The sequence below is a fragment of the Protofrankia coriariae genome, assembly GCF_001017755.1.
Lineage (GTDB): Bacteria > Actinomycetota > Actinomycetes > Frankiales > Frankiaceae > Protofrankia > Protofrankia coriariae.
Map to the genome: position 1 here is coordinate 1 of NZ_JWIO01000046.1, position 17799 is coordinate 17799.

The 17799-nt window shown below is 70.9% G+C and carries 20 protein-coding genes; 3 read left to right on the forward strand and 17 right to left on the reverse strand.

What is annotated here, in order from left to right; genetic code table 11:
* The 4 genes from FrCorBMG51_RS20615 to FrCorBMG51_RS20630 form a co-directional block, all read right to left on the reverse strand.
* Positions 1-1113: hypothetical protein (locus FrCorBMG51_RS20615; protein ID WP_047224681.1), on the reverse strand; the 1113-nt coding region annotated here is incomplete at its 3' end.
* Between the two features lie 6 nt (positions 1114-1119).
* On the reverse strand, positions 1120-1857 hold the full coding sequence (locus FrCorBMG51_RS20620; protein ID WP_139342420.1) for a DUF8175 domain-containg protein: 738 nt from the start codon (positions 1855-1857) through the stop codon (positions 1120-1122).
* Positions 1858-1867: 10 nt separating this feature from the next.
* On the reverse strand, positions 1868-2242 hold the full coding sequence (locus tag FrCorBMG51_RS20625) for a hypothetical protein (protein WP_052914885.1): 375 nt from the start codon (positions 2240-2242) through the stop codon (positions 1868-1870).
* Positions 2239-2763, reverse strand: a complete 525-nt coding sequence (locus FrCorBMG51_RS20630) for a hypothetical protein (RefSeq protein ID WP_052914886.1) — start codon at positions 2761-2763, stop codon at positions 2239-2241. Before FrCorBMG51_RS20630 ends, FrCorBMG51_RS20625 begins: the two co-directional genes overlap by 4 nt.
* Before the next feature lie 254 nt (positions 2764-3017).
* Between FrCorBMG51_RS20630 and FrCorBMG51_RS25680 the strand changes: the two genes are divergently transcribed.
* Together FrCorBMG51_RS25680 and FrCorBMG51_RS20640 are read left to right on the forward strand one after the other, a co-directional pair.
* Positions 3018-3386 (forward strand): hypothetical protein, encoded by a 369-nt coding sequence (locus tag FrCorBMG51_RS25680; RefSeq protein WP_139342421.1) that lies wholly within the window; start codon positions 3018-3020, stop codon positions 3384-3386.
* Between the two features lie 6 nt (positions 3387-3392).
* A complete protein-coding gene (locus tag FrCorBMG51_RS20640; protein ID WP_052914888.1) occupies positions 3393-4439 on the forward strand; it encodes a C40 family peptidase in 1047 nt (348 codons plus the stop codon).
* Positions 4440-4467: 28 nt separating this feature from the next.
* Here FrCorBMG51_RS20640 and FrCorBMG51_RS20645 read toward each other — a convergent pair whose 3' ends face one another.
* The 9 genes from FrCorBMG51_RS20645 to FrCorBMG51_RS34160 form a co-directional block, all read right to left on the reverse strand.
* The gene (locus FrCorBMG51_RS20645) at positions 4468-5235 is read right to left on the reverse strand and encodes a hypothetical protein (RefSeq protein WP_047224683.1); all 768 of its coding nucleotides are present in this window, start codon (positions 5233-5235) and stop codon (positions 4468-4470) included.
* Between the two features lie 70 nt (positions 5236-5305).
* Positions 5306-5512 carry a helix-turn-helix domain-containing protein gene (locus FrCorBMG51_RS29945; RefSeq protein ID WP_052914889.1) on the reverse strand — a complete coding sequence of 69 codons (207 nt, stop codon included), beginning with the start codon at positions 5510-5512 and terminating at the stop codon, positions 5306-5308.
* Positions 5499-5687, reverse strand: coding sequence for a hypothetical protein (locus FrCorBMG51_RS29950; RefSeq protein ID WP_052914890.1), 189 nt, complete (start codon positions 5685-5687; stop codon positions 5499-5501). Before FrCorBMG51_RS29950 ends, FrCorBMG51_RS29945 begins: the two co-directional genes overlap by 14 nt.
* A gap of 103 nt (positions 5688-5790) precedes the next feature.
* Entirely contained in the window at positions 5791-6531 is a 741-nt protein-coding gene (locus FrCorBMG51_RS20655; protein ID WP_047224684.1) for a GNAT family N-acetyltransferase, read from the reverse strand.
* Positions 6528-6680: a hypothetical protein gene (locus FrCorBMG51_RS28610; RefSeq protein WP_157180605.1), complete on the reverse strand. Its 153-nt coding sequence runs from the start codon at positions 6678-6680 to the stop codon at positions 6528-6530. Before FrCorBMG51_RS28610 ends, FrCorBMG51_RS20655 begins: the two co-directional genes overlap by 4 nt.
* Positions 6677-7810 carry an LLM class flavin-dependent oxidoreductase gene (locus FrCorBMG51_RS20660; RefSeq protein ID WP_047224685.1) on the reverse strand — a complete coding sequence of 378 codons (1134 nt, stop codon included), beginning with the start codon at positions 7808-7810 and terminating at the stop codon, positions 6677-6679. Before FrCorBMG51_RS20660 ends, FrCorBMG51_RS28610 begins: the two co-directional genes overlap by 4 nt.
* Positions 7811-7838: 28 nt before the next feature.
* On the reverse strand, positions 7839-9023 hold the full coding sequence (locus tag FrCorBMG51_RS20665; RefSeq protein WP_047224686.1) for an LLM class flavin-dependent oxidoreductase: 1185 nt from the start codon (positions 9021-9023) through the stop codon (positions 7839-7841).
* Complete coding sequence (locus tag FrCorBMG51_RS20670) at positions 9020-10441, reverse strand: NtaA/DmoA family FMN-dependent monooxygenase (protein WP_047224687.1); 1422 nt, start codon at positions 10439-10441, stop codon at positions 9020-9022. Before FrCorBMG51_RS20670 ends, FrCorBMG51_RS20665 begins: the two co-directional genes overlap by 4 nt.
* A 280-nt stretch (positions 10442-10721) precedes the next feature.
* Entirely contained in the window at positions 10722-10844 is a 123-nt protein-coding gene (locus FrCorBMG51_RS34160) for a putative leader peptide (protein ID WP_371391055.1), read from the reverse strand.
* Positions 10845-11293: 449 nt separating this feature from the next.
* Here FrCorBMG51_RS34160 and FrCorBMG51_RS20680 point away from each other — a divergent pair, with 449 nt between their 5' ends.
* A complete protein-coding gene (locus FrCorBMG51_RS20680) occupies positions 11294-12391 on the forward strand; it encodes an LLM class flavin-dependent oxidoreductase (protein ID WP_047224689.1) in 1098 nt (365 codons plus the stop codon).
* On the opposite strand, the gene FrCorBMG51_RS20685 is transcribed toward FrCorBMG51_RS20680, so the two are convergent.
* The 4 genes from FrCorBMG51_RS20685 to FrCorBMG51_RS20700 form a co-directional block, all read right to left on the reverse strand.
* A complete protein-coding gene (locus FrCorBMG51_RS20685) occupies positions 12340-14211 on the reverse strand; it encodes a dipeptide ABC transporter ATP-binding protein (protein WP_371391057.1) in 1872 nt (623 codons plus the stop codon). The two genes, FrCorBMG51_RS20680 and FrCorBMG51_RS20685, sit on opposite strands and share 52 nt — an antisense overlap.
* On the reverse strand, positions 14208-15131 hold the full coding sequence (locus FrCorBMG51_RS20690) for an ABC transporter permease (protein WP_047224690.1): 924 nt from the start codon (positions 15129-15131) through the stop codon (positions 14208-14210). The genes FrCorBMG51_RS20685 and FrCorBMG51_RS20690 overlap by 4 nt, the downstream gene beginning before the upstream one ends.
* Before the next feature lie 19 nt (positions 15132-15150).
* On the reverse strand, positions 15151-16110 hold the full coding sequence (locus tag FrCorBMG51_RS20695) for an ABC transporter permease (protein ID WP_047224691.1): 960 nt from the start codon (positions 16108-16110) through the stop codon (positions 15151-15153).
* A gap of 161 nt (positions 16111-16271) precedes the next feature.
* A complete protein-coding gene (locus FrCorBMG51_RS20700; protein ID WP_235433773.1) occupies positions 16272-17717 on the reverse strand; it encodes an ABC transporter substrate-binding protein in 1446 nt (481 codons plus the stop codon).
* Positions 17718-17799: the final 82 nt, after the last annotated feature.

The window sequence follows — 17799 nt, forward strand, 5'->3', positions numbered from 1 at the left end:
GCCCGGACCGGTCTGCGCCAGGTAGGCGGCGTGCTCCCCGGCCGGCCCGCCGGAACGGCCTGCTGACCGGGACGCCATCCCGGCGGTCACGGCCAGCACTCCGGCGGAGGCCGCCGCCCCGGCCAGCGCTCCTCCCCCGCTGCCGCCGCCGGTCTCCCCCGCCGCCCAGGTGAACAGCCGCATCAGCACCGGCAGAGCGACCAGCGACAGGATCATCATGGTCAGGCCCATGAACCGGTCCCGGTCCGCGGTCACCGGGTCGGTACCCGCCTGCGAGGAGTGCAGGTAGCTGAACGCCGCCCCGTAGACCAGGGCCGCGGCCGGTTTGTAACAGACCATCGCGACCAGCCAGCCGACGATCTTCGGCATCCAGCGGCGGGTCGACGGCAGGAACCCGCCGGCGGCGGCCAGGACCAGCATCCCGGTCAGGATCGGGATACTGGCCTCCCGGAACATCATCAGGATCGCCTGCACGATCGAGACCACCAGCGCGATCAGACAGTAGACGATCACGAATCCGGTGGCGGCGAGGTTCTCCCCGTCCACCCCGAGGACGTGTTTCATCGTGGGCGCCAACTGCTGGCCGTCCGTGGACAGCACCCAGTCGGAGAACGCATCCCCGACATCCAGACTCTGCTGGACGACGAAGACCCCGATCCCGGTCGTCAGCCCCACCAGCAGCAGACCACGAGCGATGTCGAGGAGCGGCTGGGGTCTGTGTTGCAGGGCCATCCGCGCGGCCTGGATCGTCAGCCCGCACAACGCCACCGTGATCACGATGGGCCACATCCAGCCCCGGATCGTGGCGACCACCTCGATCGGGGGCGCGCTCGCCGGGTCCGTACCGGGCGCGACCGGCTGCTGCACCCGGATGGAGGGGGCCTTGACCCACCAGGTCGAGGTGGTGTCCACCATCCACGCCAGCCCCTTGGCCAGCGTGTCCTCCAACGAACTCAACGTACTGTCACTGACCTTCTCGACAGCCTTACCGGCGCCGGCTTTGACAATGGCGCCGCCGAGCTCGGCAGCGGTTGCCAACTGTCCGGCCGGGGTACCGAGGAGCGACGGGTTGCCGAGTCCTGGGAAGGTGTTGTCGAGGTCTGGAAGGGCCATGGATTCTTATCTCCGGGGGAACAGTTGGAAGCCCGCGGTAGAGGCGATCCGGGTGCTGACCGTGGACCAGAGGCCGCCGGGTGGGGCCACGACCCGCCAGTCCCCCCGCTCCCAGCGCAGCTCGATGCGCACGGTGGCGTACACCGTGGTGCTGGTGGGGCCCTCGGCGTCCGTGGCCAGATACAGCACAATCCGGTCGGGGGCGGCCGCGTCGAAGCGGACCCCGACAAACCGGTAGCCCTGGCCGGAGAACCGTCCGGTCAGCCGGGCGGGAACGGCTCGCTGCGCCGCGGTCATCCGGGTCTGTTCCAGCAGGGCGGGCTGGTCGACACCGGTTGCCTGCTCGGCGATGGTGGGCTCGAAGATGTAAGCGCCGACAGCGGCGTCCGTACGAACAGCGATGTGGATCGCGGCGAGGGCCGCGCCCAGCGGGGTGTGCGCGAACCCGGACGCCCGGTCGTCGGCCAGGGTGTGTGGGCCCGCGGTCGGCGAGACCGGCAGGGCGAGACCGTGGAAGTCCAGCCAGGTCAGGTCGGAGAAGCCCAGGACGGGCAGGCCCGGATCCGGGAGCACCGGCCCGCTGCCTGCCGGGACCGGGCCGGCCGTACCCGCGGTCGGGGACGGCGCCGGTGCCGGGGAGCCGCCCCGGCCACCGAGGAGCAGCCCGACGGCGATCCCGACCGCGACCAGCCCGGCCGCGGCCAGCAGCCGCACACCTGTGGGGAAACGACGCCCGTCAGCCATTCCCGGCCGCCTAGCTGGCGAGGGTGAGGATGGTGGACAGCAGGATCGGCCCCATCGCGATCAGGGAGACCCCCAGCAGGGTCCAGGGCACCCCGAGCGCGCCGTCCGCGGACATCGCGTGCCGGTTACGCCGCCCGACCATCATCTGGATCGCGCAGATCGACAGACCGATCACCCCGGCGGCCAGCCCGCCGTACTTCACCAGGGCGATGAACCAGTCGGTGACCTTGGTGACCTGCTCGGGGGCCGCCGGCGGAGGATTGGGGATCTGCCAGGTCGGCGGGCCGGCGGGTGCTGGCTGGCCAGCAGGGGCCGGGGGATCGGCGAGGAGATTGCGGGGAGCCTCGCCGACCGCAAGATACAGCGAGGCCAGGAACCGGCTCACGGATGGGTGTCTCCTTCTGTGCTCAGAGCGCTGCGAGTGACCGTGACCGCGGCCGCCAGCGGCGTGGGTACCTCGCCGCGCAGCGGATCAGCGACATAACGCCAGCGGGTGACGTAGGGCAGCCGGTGGACGGGGGTGTGCGCGGCCAGCAACCGCAGCCGCTGGGTGACCCCGCGCGGCTCGGGCAGCGGCCCGTCGGCAACCACGACCAGCCCGGCGGGGTGGACGTGGGCGGTGCGGGCCGCGGCGGTGACCCGCCCGGCCACCGCCACCGCCTGCACGGTGCCGCGGGCGACCAGGACCAGCGGCCGGCCGGCGAACCCACGGTTGGCCGCGTACCGGGGCCAGTCGGTGACCACACCGATGTCGATCGCCGGTTGCAGCAGCGCGGCTACGGTGGTCGCTCCCGCACCCCCGTGGCAGCCAGCGACCACCACCAGCGGCTGAACGGGAACAACGTCCGCGCCCGCCCGCCGGTGACGGGGCCGTGGGGCACGGCCGGTGCGTGTCAGCACCGACACGTGAAGATCACCCCTTGCGCTAGCCACGACACGTACCGTCAGAATAAGGGAAAAGACAAAAACTGTTTCTATTAGCGACACAGGGGGCAAGAGTTGGATTTTCTATGAGAAAAACACGGCTTTTGTTTGTTGTTTTGCTTCCCGTAGTGGTCGGCTGCGGTGGCGGAACCGGCCGCCCGCCCACCCCGACCGCGTTCCCGGCTCCGACAGCGGCACGCACCCCGCCAGCCCCGCCCCAGGGGGATCCCGCGGCCGTGTGCGCGGCGTTCGCCACCGCGATCCACACCGTCGACACCGCCGTCGACGCCGGGCCCGGAGCCGCCTACTACCGTGCCCGCCCCTACGTCACCGCCCGCCTGTCCCAACCGATCAACGGTGTCGACGTCGACGCCCGCTGGGCCCAGTGGGCCGCCCACCGGGCCGCCACCACCGTCACCACCACGGTCCTGACCGTGGAAGCGCCCCCCGACAGCCTGGTCGACGCCCACCGGGCGGTCCGGGTCACCGTCACCCCCCACGGCGCCGACGGCTGGACCGGTATCCCCGAGACCCGGATCGTGTTCTGCCGGCTGGCCGCCGACAGCGGCGGATGGCGGGTCGACTCCTACACCACCAGCGGCTGACCGCCGATGCCCGGCCGTGCCCTCGCCCTGGCCGCCGTCGCCTGCGCCGCCGGGCTGGTCGGCCTGCCGCTGACGCTCCTGCTCGCCGTCACCGTCCTGCACGACCGCACCGACACCCCGACCGCCACCCCCGGCGGGCCGCTACGCACCACCGCCGTCCCCGACACCTACCAGAACTGGATCATCAGAGCCGGTGCCGGTGACGACCGCTGCCCCCAGCTCAGCCCGGCGCTGCTCGCCGCCCAACTCGCCCAGGAATCCGGCTTCAACCCCCGCGCGGTCTCCGCCGCGGGCGCGCAGGGCATCGCCCAGTTCATGCCCGGCACCTGGCCGACCTGGGCCATCGACGCCGACGGCAACGGCGTCGCCAGCCCGTTCGACCCCGCCGACGCGATCACCGCCCAGGGCCGGTTCCTGTGCGCGCTGCTCGCCGACACCACCGCGGGAATCGCCGACGGCACCCTCACCGGCGACCCCGTCAGCCTCGCGCTGGCCGCCTACAACTGCGGGCTCGGCTGCGTGCGCGCCGCCGGCGGCCTCCCCGCCATCGGGGAAACCCGCGACTACGTCACCCGGATCACCGCCGCCGTCGCCGACTACACCGCCCCCACTCCCCCGCCCGCCGGCGGCGGCTTCGGCGAGCGGGTCGCCGCCGCCGCGCAGGCATGGACCGATACCCCGTACGTGTGGGGCGGCGGCAACGAGTTCGGCCCCACCACCGGCACCGACACCGGAACGGCCGGATTCGACTGCTCCGGGCTCACCCTGTACGCGGTCTACCAGGCCAGCGGCGGAACGATCCGGCTCCCCCACTACACCGGCGACCAATACCAGCAAGGCACCCCGGTCGCCGGCGACGACATCCACCCCGGCGACCTGATCTTCTTCCACATCGACGGACCGCTCAGCCACGTCGCGATCGCCCTCGGCAACGGACAGATGATCCACGCCCCCCGCACCGGGAAAACCGTCGAAACCGTCGCCTGGACGACCGACCCTTACTGGACCGACCACTACGCCGGCACCCGAAGAATCACCCCCAACGAACCATAAAACCCACCCCGCCCCGGACAGCTGACAGTCAGCGACCCCGGCTGACGGTCGTGGGCAACGCCCGCCGGACAGGCGCCGCCGCCGGCTGCGCCTGCGCTCCCTTCCCGCCCGGCGACCGCGCTCCCGGGCGGGGAGGTCCCGGGTAGGTCGTGGCCCGCACCTGCCCCGGATCCGGATCCCGTGGCGACCGTTGCGTGGACGTCGGCTGGGAGCGCTGCGACCTGTCCCTGCCTGTACCGGCCGGGACGAGGGGATCGACCCGATACCCGGCCAGCCGCCCGGGAATACCGCTGGAATCCACCAGCCAACCCAGCCGGTCGTGCAACACCGCTGCCGCATTAGCGGTGCTGACGTCGCCCAAGCCCCGCGGTTGACTAAACATGAACACCGCCCGGCCCACAGTCTCCACCGATGTCAGCCCCAGCGTCCGGCATACCTGCGGAAGCCGATGAACCACCGTACCGAATCCCTCTGAATTGATCACTATCTCGGCGCGGGCAGGATCACCGGCCAATACGGTGCGAACCGCATCTTCGGCAACCGCCCGACGCCGAGCCGTCTCACCGGCGTCATCTCCTCCGGCCCGATGGGGGCTGCGACCCGCGTCCACCCGGCCGGTGGTCTGCACTTGGTCGATCTGCCGCCGGCGGCGCTCGGCGACCCATACGGTGATCTGCTGAGCGACCAGCAGCGCGTTCTGCACCTGCCCAAGGATCTGCGCGACGTCCTGGTCAAGCCGGCCAAGGCCGTCCAGGATCGGATCGGCATAGGCGCCTTCGCCCTGCGGCGATGTCATGCAGGTCTCCCTGTCATGGTGATGTTCCGGACCACGGGCTGGAGACGTGGTCCCAGGAGGAGGCCATCTCCTACGAGGTCGCCGAGGATCTTCTCGGTTCGATGCTCGCCTGGGCGAACGCCCAGATGTGGCGGGAACTGGGGAAGCCCACCCCCGACCCCACGGCGGTGGCGAAATGCCGAGAGCAAGTCGATAGCAGCATGTCCTCACGGCTCTCCAGACGAGAGACGGCGGCCTGGCCGACTCCGAGCTTCTTGGCGACCTCAGCCTGCGTCATCTGCGCGGCTTTGCGGATCATCGCGAGGTTCATTCGTGTGGACCCGGTCCGCCTCCGCCGCTGCCTCGTGCGCCTTGGCGACGTCGGCGGCAAGCTGGGGGTCGGACAGCAGTCGGTCGAGATGGCCGTTACCGCGGACGAACCTCGACTGGCCCGGGCTGGTGTCCTCGGTCATGGCTTCTCCTCGAAGGATGTCTCGCGCTTCCACTGGTCGATCATCGGATCGGCACGGGCGGTCACCCCTCATGCCACTCTCGGAACGAGAACACACGCGCTGGTCAGGTGGCCGGGGCGTTTTCGGGGAGGGGGTCGGGGACGCGGACGGCGAGGAAGGTCGCCTCGCGGCGGAAGCGGAAGCCCAACGAGAGGTACAGCCGGATCGCGTTGGTGTTGTCTGCGGCCGCGTGCAGGAACGGGGTTTCGCCGCGTTCGCGGATGCCGGCGGCCACCGCGCGCACGAGCCGGGTCGCCAGCCCTTGGCCCTGGAAGGCGGAGTCGGTGCAGACAGCGCTGACCTCCGTCCAGCCGGGTGGGTGCAGCCGTTCGCCGGCCATCGCCACGAGCACGCCGTTGCGGCGGATGCCCAGGTAGGTGCCCAGTTCGATGGTGCGGGGCAGGAACGGGCCGGGTTTGGTGGCGGCGACCAGGGCAAGCATCTCCGGCACGTCCGACGGCTGGAGTCGGACGGCTTCGTCGTCGAGGGCGGCAGCGAGACCGTCGCCGACGAGTTGCACCCCGGCACCGCGCCTGACCACCTCCCACCCTCGTGGTGGCGGCACCGACACCCCGGCGAGCGGGACCAGCGCCCCCGGGCCGGCAAGGGCCGCCATGTCGTTCCAGTCGGCGGTGTCGGGCTGTTCGGGCAGTGCCACGAACGGGGAGACGTCGACCGGGTAGCGCAGCACGTTGCCACGCCGTTCGGCGAGATGCGCGTGCGCCCCGGTCAGCGACCAGCGGGCGGGGTTGTCCAGTGGATGCCGCCGGTCAGGGTCCTGCCGGCTGGCGGGGATTCGGCTCACGCGCCGGCTCCGATCACACCAGCCCCGATCGCGGCGGCATCGATCATGCCGGCCTCGATCGCGGTGGCATCGGCGGCTGCCCCGACGGCGCCGGCACCGGTAACGGCAGCGCCGGGGATGCGGGCGCGCATACGGTCGTGGGTGGTCAACGGCGCTGCCACTCCTGGGCCAGCAGCTGGTAGGAGCGGACCCGGTCCGTATGGTCGTGGGTGATCGTGGTGATGATCAGCTCGTCGGCGCCGGTGGCGTCGCGCAGCTGTTCCAGCTGGTCGGCGACCTGCCCCGGCGAGCCGACGAACTGGGTCTCGACACGGTCGGCGACCAGTTCGCGGTCGGCGTCGCTCCACACGTGCCGGCGTGCCTCCTGCGGGGCCGGGAACGGGATGGCCCCCAGTGTGGTGCGGATGCTGCGTACCCACAGCCCGTAACCGGCGGCCAGCTCCCGCGCGGTGGCGGCGTCCTCGGCCACGACGACATCGGCCGAGACACTGACATAGGGTCGGTCAAGTTCGTCGGACGGCTGGAACGCGGCCCGGTAGGCCTCGACGGCCTCCAGGACGGTGGCCGGGCTGACGTGGTAGTTCGCGGCGAACCGCAGCCCCTTCTCCCCCGCGAGGATCGCGCTCTCGCCCCCGCTGCTGCCGAGGATCCAGACCTGCACCTGCGCGCCCTCCCCGGGGACCACGTGAGCCTGTTCGCCCTCGGCGGAACGGTAGGTGCCGGCCAGCAGGGCAAGGACATCGCCGATCTGCTCAGTGTAGTTCTGCGACTGCGCACCGGGGAGCTGCAGGAGCCCCTTCTGCAGCTCGAAGCGCGGCGAGTTGAGCAGATGCTCGAAGGAGAACCGGGGTGGGATGCGCAGCCCGTTGGGCGCGCGTCCGTCCACGACGGCCGTGCCGGCGCCGAGCAGGGCCGGCTCACGCTTCACCTCGTTCGGACGCCCGCCGGAACGGCCCAGGCCGAGGTCGAGACGCCCGGGGTGCAGGGCGTCGATGAGCCCGAACTCCTCCACCGTCGACAACGCGGTGCGATGCCCGAGCTGGACGGCGCCGGAGCCGAGCCGGATCGTCGAGGTGGCCGCGGCCGTCAGCGCCAGCAGGACCGCCGGCGAGGTGCCGGCCACGCCGGGGTTGAGGTGGTGTTCGGCGAACCAGTACCGGGCGTAGCCGAACCGCTCGGCCCGCTGGGCGAGATCGATGCTGTTGCGCAGCGCCTGCGCCGCGGTCGATCCGGCGGGGATCGGGACGAGGTCCAGGACGGCGAGCGGAGTCGTGACCATGACAGGCTTCCTTACTCATAGACACGGCCTAGACGGCGGCGGGCGCGGGTCCGTCCACGGTCGGTAACGATGCGGCGGATGACGATGCGTTCGGTGACGACGGCGACGGCGAGGACGGCTGAGACGACGAGGAGGGCGGGGCTGACGGGGACGGCTCGGCGAGCACCGGGGCCCACGGCCAGGGCGGGTCCGGGATCTCGCGGCGCAGCACCGGGGCGATGTCGGACTGGAACAGCTCCAGGCTGGCGCGGTGCTGGGCGTCGGTGAGGCCGCCGGCGTCGGCGTGCAGGTGCAGCACGCTGTGCCCGAACCGCTCGTGGTAGCGGTGCACCTTCTCGATGACCTGCTGCGGGCTGCCGATCAGCGCGGAGCTGCGCTCGACGAAGTCCTCCAACGTCGGGAACACCGGTTCCACACCGAGCCGCTTCTGGAAGGCGAGATACCCCTCGAACACCGGACGGTAGCCGGCGATGGCGTCCTGGGAGTTGCGTTCCGCGTAGTAGCCGGCCGTGCCGGCACCGACCGCCGCCAGCGCTGGGCCGTGGCCGTAATGCTCCCAACGCTCACGGTAGTACTGGACCAGTTCGGCGTACGGCTCGATCGGGTTGGTGACGTTGGCCGAGAACAGCGGGTCCCCGTAGCGGGCGGCCAGATCGACTGATTCCCTGCTGGTCGCGCTGCCGTGCCAGACGCGGATCGGCTGCTGCAGCGGCCGGGGCCAGACCTCGGCGTCCCGCAGCGCGGGGCGGAACCGCGGGTCGGCGGTGACCTTGTCCTCCCGCCAGATCCGGCGGAAGAGTTCGTAGGACTCGGCGTTGCGGTCCCACTGGTCGTCGGGGGTGACGTGGAACAGCTCCCGCTGGGCGGCACCGTTGCCCTTGCCGATGATCAGCTCCAGCCGGCCGCCGGAGAGGTGGTCGAGGGTGGCGTAGTCCTCGTACGCCCGCACCGGGTCGAGCAGGCTCAGCGTGGTGACGGCGGTGAACAGCCGGATCCGGCTGGTGAGCGCGGCCAGATGGCTGAGCACCACCGGCGGGGAGGAGGAGATGAACGGCCGTTCGTGCCGTTCGCCCACCCCGAAGCCGTCGAAGCCGAGTTCCTCGGCCAGCAGCGCGTTGTCGATCACCTCGCGGAACCGGTCGACGGTCGACTTCCGCGCCCCGGTGACCGGGTCCGGGGCGTGCACGATCAGGGTGATGGTCAGGAACTTCACGACACGGCCCTCGCCGCCGACCCCGGCCCGGCAGGGGACGCACCGGACGCGTCGGACGTGCCTGACACGGCAGGGACGAGCGGCGCAAGACCGAGATGGTCACGCAAGGTAATACCTTCGTACTCGGTACGGAACACGCCGCGTTCCTGCAGCAGCGGAACCACGGTGTCGACGAAGCCGTCCAGCCCGCCGGGGGTGACGTGCGGGACGAGAATGAACCCGTCGCTGGCGTCGGCCTGCACAAGATCGTTGATCGCACTGGCCACCGTCGCAGGGGAGCCGACGAACGTCTGCCGCCCGGTGACCTCGATGATCAGTTCTCGGGTGGAGAGGTTCTTCGCCTCGGCGAGCTGGCGCCACTGGTTCGCGGTGGCCAGCCTGTCCCCGAACATGCGCACGCTGGCCCGGCCGCGGGCGACCGTGTGCTCCCCGGGATCGGGGTCGACGGCGGGCAGCGGCCCGTCCGGGTCGTGGTCGGAGAGGTCACGGTTCCACAGCTGCTCGAGGAACTGGATCGCCGTGCCACCACTGACCTGCTGGAGCCGGACCTCGTGCGCGATCTCGGCGGCCTCGGCGTCGGTGTCGCCGAGCACGAACGTCGCCGCGGGCAGGATCAGCAACTGGTCGCGGGCACGGCCATAGCGGGCCAGCCGTCTCTTGACGTCGGCGTAGAACGCCTGCCCGGCCTCCAGGGTGCCGTGCCGACTGAAGATCGCGTCCGCGCCTGAGGCGGCGAACTCCCGCCCCTCGTCGGAGTCACCCGCCTGGAAGATGACGGGACGTCCCTGCGGGCTGCGCGGGACGTTGAACTGGCCTGCGATGTCGAAATGCGTGTCACGGTGGGTGAACCTGCCCGGGTGCGGGTCGCGCAGGAACACCCCGGTCTCCCTGTCGGCGACGATCTCGTCACCGCGCCAGGAGTCGAACAGCTCCCAGGCCGTCCGCAGGAACGTCCTGGCCCGCGCGTAACGCTGATCCTCGGGCAGGAAGCCGCCGCGGCGGAAGTTCTCGCCGGTGAAGGCGTCCCAGGAGGTGACCACGTTCCACGCCGCCCGGCCGCCGGAGAGATGATCGAGGCTGGCGAACTGCCGCGCCACCTCGTAGGGCTCGTTGAACGTGGAGTTGATCGTGCCGGCCAGGCCGAGCCGGTCGGTGACCGCGGCGAGCGCGGCCAGCACCGTGAAGGTGTCCGGCCGGCCCACCACGTCGAGGTCGTGGATCAGCCCGTTCTGCTCGCGTAGCCGCAGCCCCTCGGCAAGGAAGAGGAAATCGAACTTTCCGCGTTCGGCGGTCCGCGCGAAATGGACGAAAGAGCCGAATTCGATATGACTGCCCGCCGCTGGGTCGCTCCACACGGTGGTGTTGTTGACGCCTGGAAAGTGCGCGGCGAGATGGATCTGCTTGATCGGCCTGCTCATCGTCCGATACCCCTTTCAGACGGCTGCCGGCGCGGCCGTGGGCCGGCGGCGCGGCGGTGTCAACACGAGCGGCGCTGTCAGCGCGAGCGGGAACAGGCCCACCCGGTCACGACGCGCGGGAGCCGGTAGGGTCGGCGGCGACAGACCAGGTCGGGCGCGGCGGATCGTCAAGTGCGGCAGATCGTCGGGTACGACGGGCCCGAACTGGATCCGGGCCGGACCCGATCAGGTCGGGCGGACAGCGCGTATGTCAGGAATGCTCAGGTCAGCGGGGCTCGGGTCAGGGTGGACAGAGCGCGCCGGCGACACGGCACAGATCGATGTGCCGGCGCAGAAACGAACTGATCACACCACGTCGTGGCCCGGATATGCGGACGGCAGACGGGCCTGGGATCAGCCGCATGCGCCGCCACCTCCTGTCGATCGATACTTCCCGCCGATCGATGCCCGGCCGGCCCTGCCCGACGCCCGGCCCGTGGACCGAAACGCCCAGCCGGCCCCACGTCTTCGGGGCGCCCGCCGCGAGGGAGGCTGCCAGCCGGCGAACCTCGTCGGCCAGCGAGGCCACAGCCCGCCGCCGACACTCATGACCTTTCTCGAAGGTACCACCGTGAGCCACCGGCAATGCCTATTTCCCATCGATATACTTGGCATTGTTTGATCATTCGGTTCTGATCAATTATCTTGATCGATTATCTTGATCGCCCGTGCTTGATCGTCCGCGCGGAATACGAGAGCCGCGGACATGCGGCCGAATCGACTTCCGCCGGGCACGGCTGACGGAAGATCGGATCGGTGGATGAGCACAATGACCGCACGCGCCCCGAACGCCCGCCCGAACGTGGTCGTACTATGACCACGCGTTACCACTGGTTCCTGCCAACCGGGGGTGACGGCCGGAGCCTGGCCTCCGGAGTGCACGGGCTCGGCATCGGCGGGGTGTTGGAGCCCGCCCGCACTGGCCGGCCCGCGTCACTGACCTACCTCACCCAGCTGGCGCAGGCCGTCGACTCGCTCGGCTACGAGGCGGTGCTGACCCCGACCGGCGCGCACTGCGCCGACGCCTGGGTCGTGACGGCGGCGCTGATCGCGCAGACCCGCCGATTGAAGTTCCTCGTCGCGTTCCGTCCCGGCCTGATCGAACCGGCGCTGGCCGCGCACATGGCCGCGACCTTCCAACAGCTCTCGGACGGCCGGCTGCAGCTCAACGTCGTCACCGGCAGCAGCGGTGCCGAGCAGCGCGCCTACGGCGACCAGCTCGACCACGACGCCCGCTACGCGCGGGCCGAGGAGTTCCTGCAGATCGTGCGCCGGCTGTGGAGCGGCGCCGAGTTCGACCACCACGGCAAGTTCTACGATCTTGAGAACGCCGTGCTGCGCGACCCGCCGACTCCACTGCCAGAGGTCTACCTGGGCGGCTCGTCCGAGGCCGCGATGGCCGTCGCGGCCCGGCAGGCCGAGGTCTACCTGAGCTGGGGCGAGCCGCCGGCTCTGCTCGCCGAGAAGATCGACCGGGTGCGTGAGCTGGCCGCGGAACAGGGCCGGCGGCTACGGTTCGGCCTGCGCATCCACGTCGTCACCCGGGACACCGCCGCCCGGGCGTGGGCCGACGCCGACCGGCTCATCGCCGGCCTGGACGACGCCGCGATCGCCGCCGGCCAGCGGCGGCTGCGCACCCTGGAGTCGGTGGGCCAGCGGCGGATGCTCGACCTGCACGACGGCTCCCGCGACCGGCTGGTCGTGGGGCCGAACCTGTGGGCGGGCATCGGCCTGGTGCGCGGCGGCGCCGGCACCGCCCTGGTCGGCAGCCACGAGGAGGTCGCCGAGCGGATCGCCGAGTACCGCGCCGTCGGCGTCGAGGAGTTCGTCCTGTCGGGCTACCCGCACCTGGAGGAGGCCTACGCCTTCGCCGAGGGCGTGCGTCCGCTGCTGGGCGAAGCGGCGGCCTGACGCTGTTGCGACCATCTGGGGATCGCCTCCAGCAGCGCGCGGGTGTACTCGTGCCGGGGGCTGGTGAACAGGTCGTCCGTCGGGCCGGTCTCCACGATCTGCCCGGCCCGCATCACCGCCACCCGGTGGGCGATCTGCCGCACGACGGCCAGGTCGTGTGAGATGAACAGATAGGCCACGCCGGTGTCGGCCTGCAGTTCGGCGAGCAGTTCGAGGACCTGCGCCTGCACGGACGCGTCCAGGGCGGAGACGGGCTCGTCGCAGACGACGAGCTGGGGTGCCAGCGCCAGCGCGCGGGCGATCGCGACCCGCTGCCGCTGCCCACCGGAGAGCTCGGCGGGTCTGCGTTCGAGGACCGAGGCCGGCAGCGCGACTCGGTCGAGCAGGTCCCGGGCGCGGGCGGTGCGGGAAGCCCGGTCACCGACCCCGAACGCGCGCAACGGTTCAGTGATCACCTCTTTGATCGAGAACCGTGGGTCGAGGGACGCGTAGGGGTTCTGGTAGATGATCTGGGCCTGCCGGCGCAGCCGCCGCAGCCGCGCTCCCCTGGCGGCCGTGACGTCGTCACCGTCCAGCACGATCCGGCCGGCGGTCGAATCCACCAGGCGCAGGACGAGGCGGGCGGTGGTGGACTTGCCCGAACCCGACTCACCGACCAGGGCCAACGTCTCGTGGCGGTTGACGGTGAAGCTGACGTCACTGACCGCGCGTAGCGTACGGGCGGAGCCGCCCGCCGTACGGGGCAGCGGGAACTCCTTGACGAGGTTGTCGACCACGACGAGTGACTGCTCGGCGACGACTGAAGGTTCGACAGCTACCGAAGGTGACGTTCGGGCCCGCGGCACGGTATGCGCGGTGTGTACGACGGTGAGGCTCGGGGCGCTGCGCAGCAGTCGCTGGGTGTAGGGGTCGCGGGGGCTGTCGAGAATCTGGGCCGTGGGCCCGCTCTCCACGATCCGGCCCTGCGACATCACCGCGATGCGTTGCGCGCGGTCCGCGGCGACACCGAGGTCGTGGGTGACGAGCAGGACGGCGGTGCCGAACTCGTCGGCCAGGTGCTGGATGTGGTCGAGGATCAGCCGCTGCACGGTGACGTCCAGGGCGCTGGTCGGCTCGTCAGCAATGATCATCTTGGGTTGTGCCGCGATCGCGATGGCGATCAGTGCCCGCTGCCGCATGCCGCCGGACAGCTCGTGCGGATACTGCCGGGCACGGATCTCCGGTTCGGCGAGGCCGGCCCGCTCCAGCAGCGCGACCGCCTCCAGCGGAGCCGAACGACGGGTGGCCAGCCGGTGGATGCGCAGCACCTCGGCCACCTGGACGCCGATCCGTTTCACCGGGTTGAGGGAGACGGTGGGGTCCTGCGGGACGAGCCCGATCCGGGCACCGCGGATGGCACGAAGTTCCCGCTCCGACAGGGCGGCGAGGTCGTGGCCGCCGAACCGGACGCTGCCGGCGTCGATGTGTCCCCCGGCCGGCAGCAGCCCGACGATCGCGTGCGCCAGCGTGCTCTTGCCCGAGCCGGACTCGCCGACCAGCGCGACGATCTCGCCCGGCTCGACGTCGAGGTCGACGCCCCGGACGGCGGGCAACGGCCCGGTGCGGGTGCGGTACGACACGGACAGCCCCCGGATCGCGAGCAGGCCCGCGCCGGTGCCGCCGTGATCGCCACAGTGATCACTATTGCGACCACCATCATGATCACCGCTGTGGCCGTCGGTGGGGATGCCGCCAGCACCGTCGGCGGAGGTGTCATCGTGGCTGTCGGCGTCACCGTGGCTGTCGGTGCGGCCGTGGCTGTCGGTGCGGTGATCGGTCATCGTTGGTTGGCCCATTCTCCGTCCAGTGCGCGGGCGATGCGGTTGGTCGCCAGTACCGTCGCCGCCACGGTCAGGCCGGGCAGCGTCGACAGCCACCACGCGTTGGCCAGGTAGTTGCGGCCGTCGGAGACGAGCGTGCCCCACTCCGGCGCCGGCGGCGCGGCGCCGTAACCGAGGAAGCTCAGTGAGGACACCGCCAGCACCGCGGTCCCGAAGTCGAGCGTTGCCAGCACGATGACCGGCCCTGTCGCGTTGGGCAGCACATGCCGTCCGAGCACGCTGTACCAGCGCGTCCCCGACGAACGCGCGGCCTCGACGAAGACGGCCTGGCGCACCCTGAGCACCTCGGCGCGCATGACCCGGGCGAAGCTGGCCACGCTGGCGATCCCCACCGCGACGGCGACCTTCACCGTGCCGTATCCCAGCGCCGTCACCAGCGCCAGCGACAGGAACAGAGCCGGGATGGACAGCAGCACGTCGACGAAGCGCATCAGCACGTCCTCGACCCAGCGGCCGACGAATCCGGCGACCAGCCCGAGTGCCCCACCGACGACGAACGCAACCGCGACAGCGATCAGCGTCGCCTTCAGTGACAGCGCCGCCCCGTGCACGACCCGGGAGTAGGTGTCTCGGCCCAGTTCGTCGGTGCCGAACCAGTGGCGGGCGCTGGGCGGCTGGAAGTTGTCGGCCGGCACCCCCAGCAGCGGGTCACGCCCGGTGAACAACGTCGGCCAGAACGCGGCCAGCGCCACCAGCGCCACCACGATCAGCGACAGCAGCAGGCCGGGGCGGCGCAGGAAGAACCGCGACAGCCGCCGCACGTCCACGCCCAGCCGCGGGCCCGGCGTCGGCGCTGTCGCTTCGACCTGTGGTTCGAGCCCGGCCCGGGTGGCCGGGTCGGCGGCCAGTGACCGGCTCACGGGGTACTCCTTCGCACGCTCACGCGGGACTCCTTCGCGCGGTGGCGGCTACCACGATCCGCGGGTCCAACAGCGGGTAGATCAGGTCGACGACCAGGTTGACCAGCACGAAGACCAGCGCGCCGAAGACGACGACCCCCTGCACCACCGGGATGTCCTGGATGGAGACCGCGGCGGCGGTGACCCGGCCGAGGCCGTTGCGGGCGAAGACCGTCTCGATCACGACGGCGTTGGCCATCAGCTGCCCGACCAGCAGACCGATGATCGTCAGTGCTGGCAGGGAGGCGTTACGCAACGCGTGGCCGAGGTGGATACGGGCCCGTCCGGCGCCCTTGGCCCGGGCCGTCTGCACATATGGCTCGTCCAGCGTGGTGAGCAGGCTCTTGGCCAGCAGCTGCGCGACCATCGCGCCGGTGGGGATCGCCAGGGTGACCGCCGGCAGGATCAGGCCACGCAGCCCGTCGTTGCCGAAGGCCGGAAACAGCCGTATCCGAAAGGAGAACAGCTGGACGATCATCAGACCGATCCAGAACGTCGGGATCGACACTCCCAGTGACGGCAGCGACAGCAGGATCTGCCGCAGCCAGCGCTGCGAGGTGTAGGTCGCGAACAGAGCCAGCCCGCCACCGAAGAGCGTCGCAAGCAGCAGCGCCATGCCGGTGAGCTGCAGCGTCTGCGGCAGCGCGTCGGCGATCACGGAGGTCACCGACCGGCCGGTGGACACCGAGTTGCCGAAGTCACCGCGCAGCGCCCTGCTCAGATAGTCGACGTACTGCACCAGCACCGGCTTGTCGAACCCGTACTGTTTCTTCAGCTCGTCAAGCCGCGCCGGGTCGACGACGGAGGAGTCCATCCCGGCGCCGGCCATCGCCGAGACCGGGTCGCCGGGCAGGTAGTCCAGCACCAGGAACGACAGCGTGTAGGCCGCCCACAGCACGCCGACCGCCTGCGCGAGACGCCTGATCACGTAACGTCGCATCCGCTGCCCTCCTCTCGACCGACGCCGGTGTCCCGGCCCTCATGCCTTACGGCCCGCGGGTGTCCCGGCCCTCGCGCAACATCTCTCGCGCGAGGGCCCGCACACCCGCCCAGCCTGTTCCAGTAGGTCAGATTGCCGTCCAGCCACCGGCTGGTGCCGTGTCAGCTCTTCCAGGTGTCGTGCAGCTGAATCCGGCTGGACGCCTCGAAGCCCAGGTTGTGGACGTTCTTCGACACACCCAGCTCGGTCTGCAGCTCCACGACCGGGATGGCGTAGGCGTTCTGCACGATCAGCTGCTGGGCCTGGGCCACCAGGTCCCGCCGCTTGGCCGGATCCGGCTCGGCCGCCTGGTCGGTGAGGATGTTGTCGAGCTGGGTGGGCGGCAGCCGGTACGCGTTCGCCAGCTGCGTGGAGTACAGGGTGCGCAGGATGTCGGGGTCGGCTCGGGTCAGGTTGCCCCACAGCACGTCGAAGTCGCCCGAGCGCTGGAGCTGGGCCGCCTGCGCGATCTGTAGCTCCTTCAACACGAGATCGATACCGACTGCCTTCAGTTGCTGCTGGACCAGCTCCAGGGTCGGCTTGTTGGTGGCCGCGTTGGCGAACCAGCTCACCGTCAGGCGCAGCGGGACGCCGTCCTTCTGCCGGATCCCGTCGGAGCCGGGCACCCAGCCGGCTGCGTCCAGCAGCGACCTGGCCCGGGTGGCGTCGAACGCCAGGTCCGAGCTGAGGTCCTTGTAGCCGGGGGTCGTGTGCGCCAGGATGCTCGTCGCCGGGTGGGTGTCGGTCGGGAACACCGTGTCGGCGACCTGCTTGCGGTCGATGGCGAACAGGATGGCCTGCCGCACCTTCTGGTCCTGCAGGATCGGCCTGGAGTTGTTCAGGCTCAGGTTGAACACCACCCCCGGGTTGGCCCGTGCCTGCAGGCTGGCGCCACCGCCTTTGAGCGCCGCCTCGTCGGCGCGGCTCACGCTGCCGATCGCGTCGACCTGGCCGGAGGTCAGGCTGGCGCTGCGCACGCCCGCCTCCGGGACCACCTTGAACGCGAGCGTGTCCAGATACGCCTCGCCCTTCTTCGTCCACAGGGACGAGCCCCAGTTGTAGCCGGCGCGCTTCGTCAGCGTGATCGCCTGGGCCGGTTCGTACTTCGACAGCACGAACGGACCCGACCCGATCACACCCTCGCTGCACCGCTGCTGCGGGGTTTTGGCGATGCTCGCCCCCGACACCAGCCCCAGCGAGAACGTCGACGTGGCCTGCAGGAACTGGGCGTTCGACTGTTTGAACGCGACCGCGGCGGTGAGGTCGTCGACCACCGTGGTGCCCTCGTAACCGCTGAGGTAGCCCGTTCCCAGGACGGCCAGCGTGCCCAGCTTCGGTATCGTGTCGAAGTTGTCCTTGACCGACTGCGCGTTCACCGGTGTCCCGTCGCTGAACGTCGCGCCGGGCCGCAGGTGGAAGGTGAACGTCCTCGCGTCCGGGCTGATCTCCCAGCGTTCCGCCAGCCACGGCACGATCTCGCCTGTCCGGGGATCCTGGTCGGTCAGCGAGTCGACGATCTGCCGCAGCGAGTAGACCGTGTCGTTGCTGCCCGCCTGCTGCGGGTCCACACATCCCGCGTCCGAGCCCACCGCGAAGGTCAGCGTGCCCCCCGGGCGGGGCGCGCCGGCGCTCGAGCCGCTGGCGGGCTCG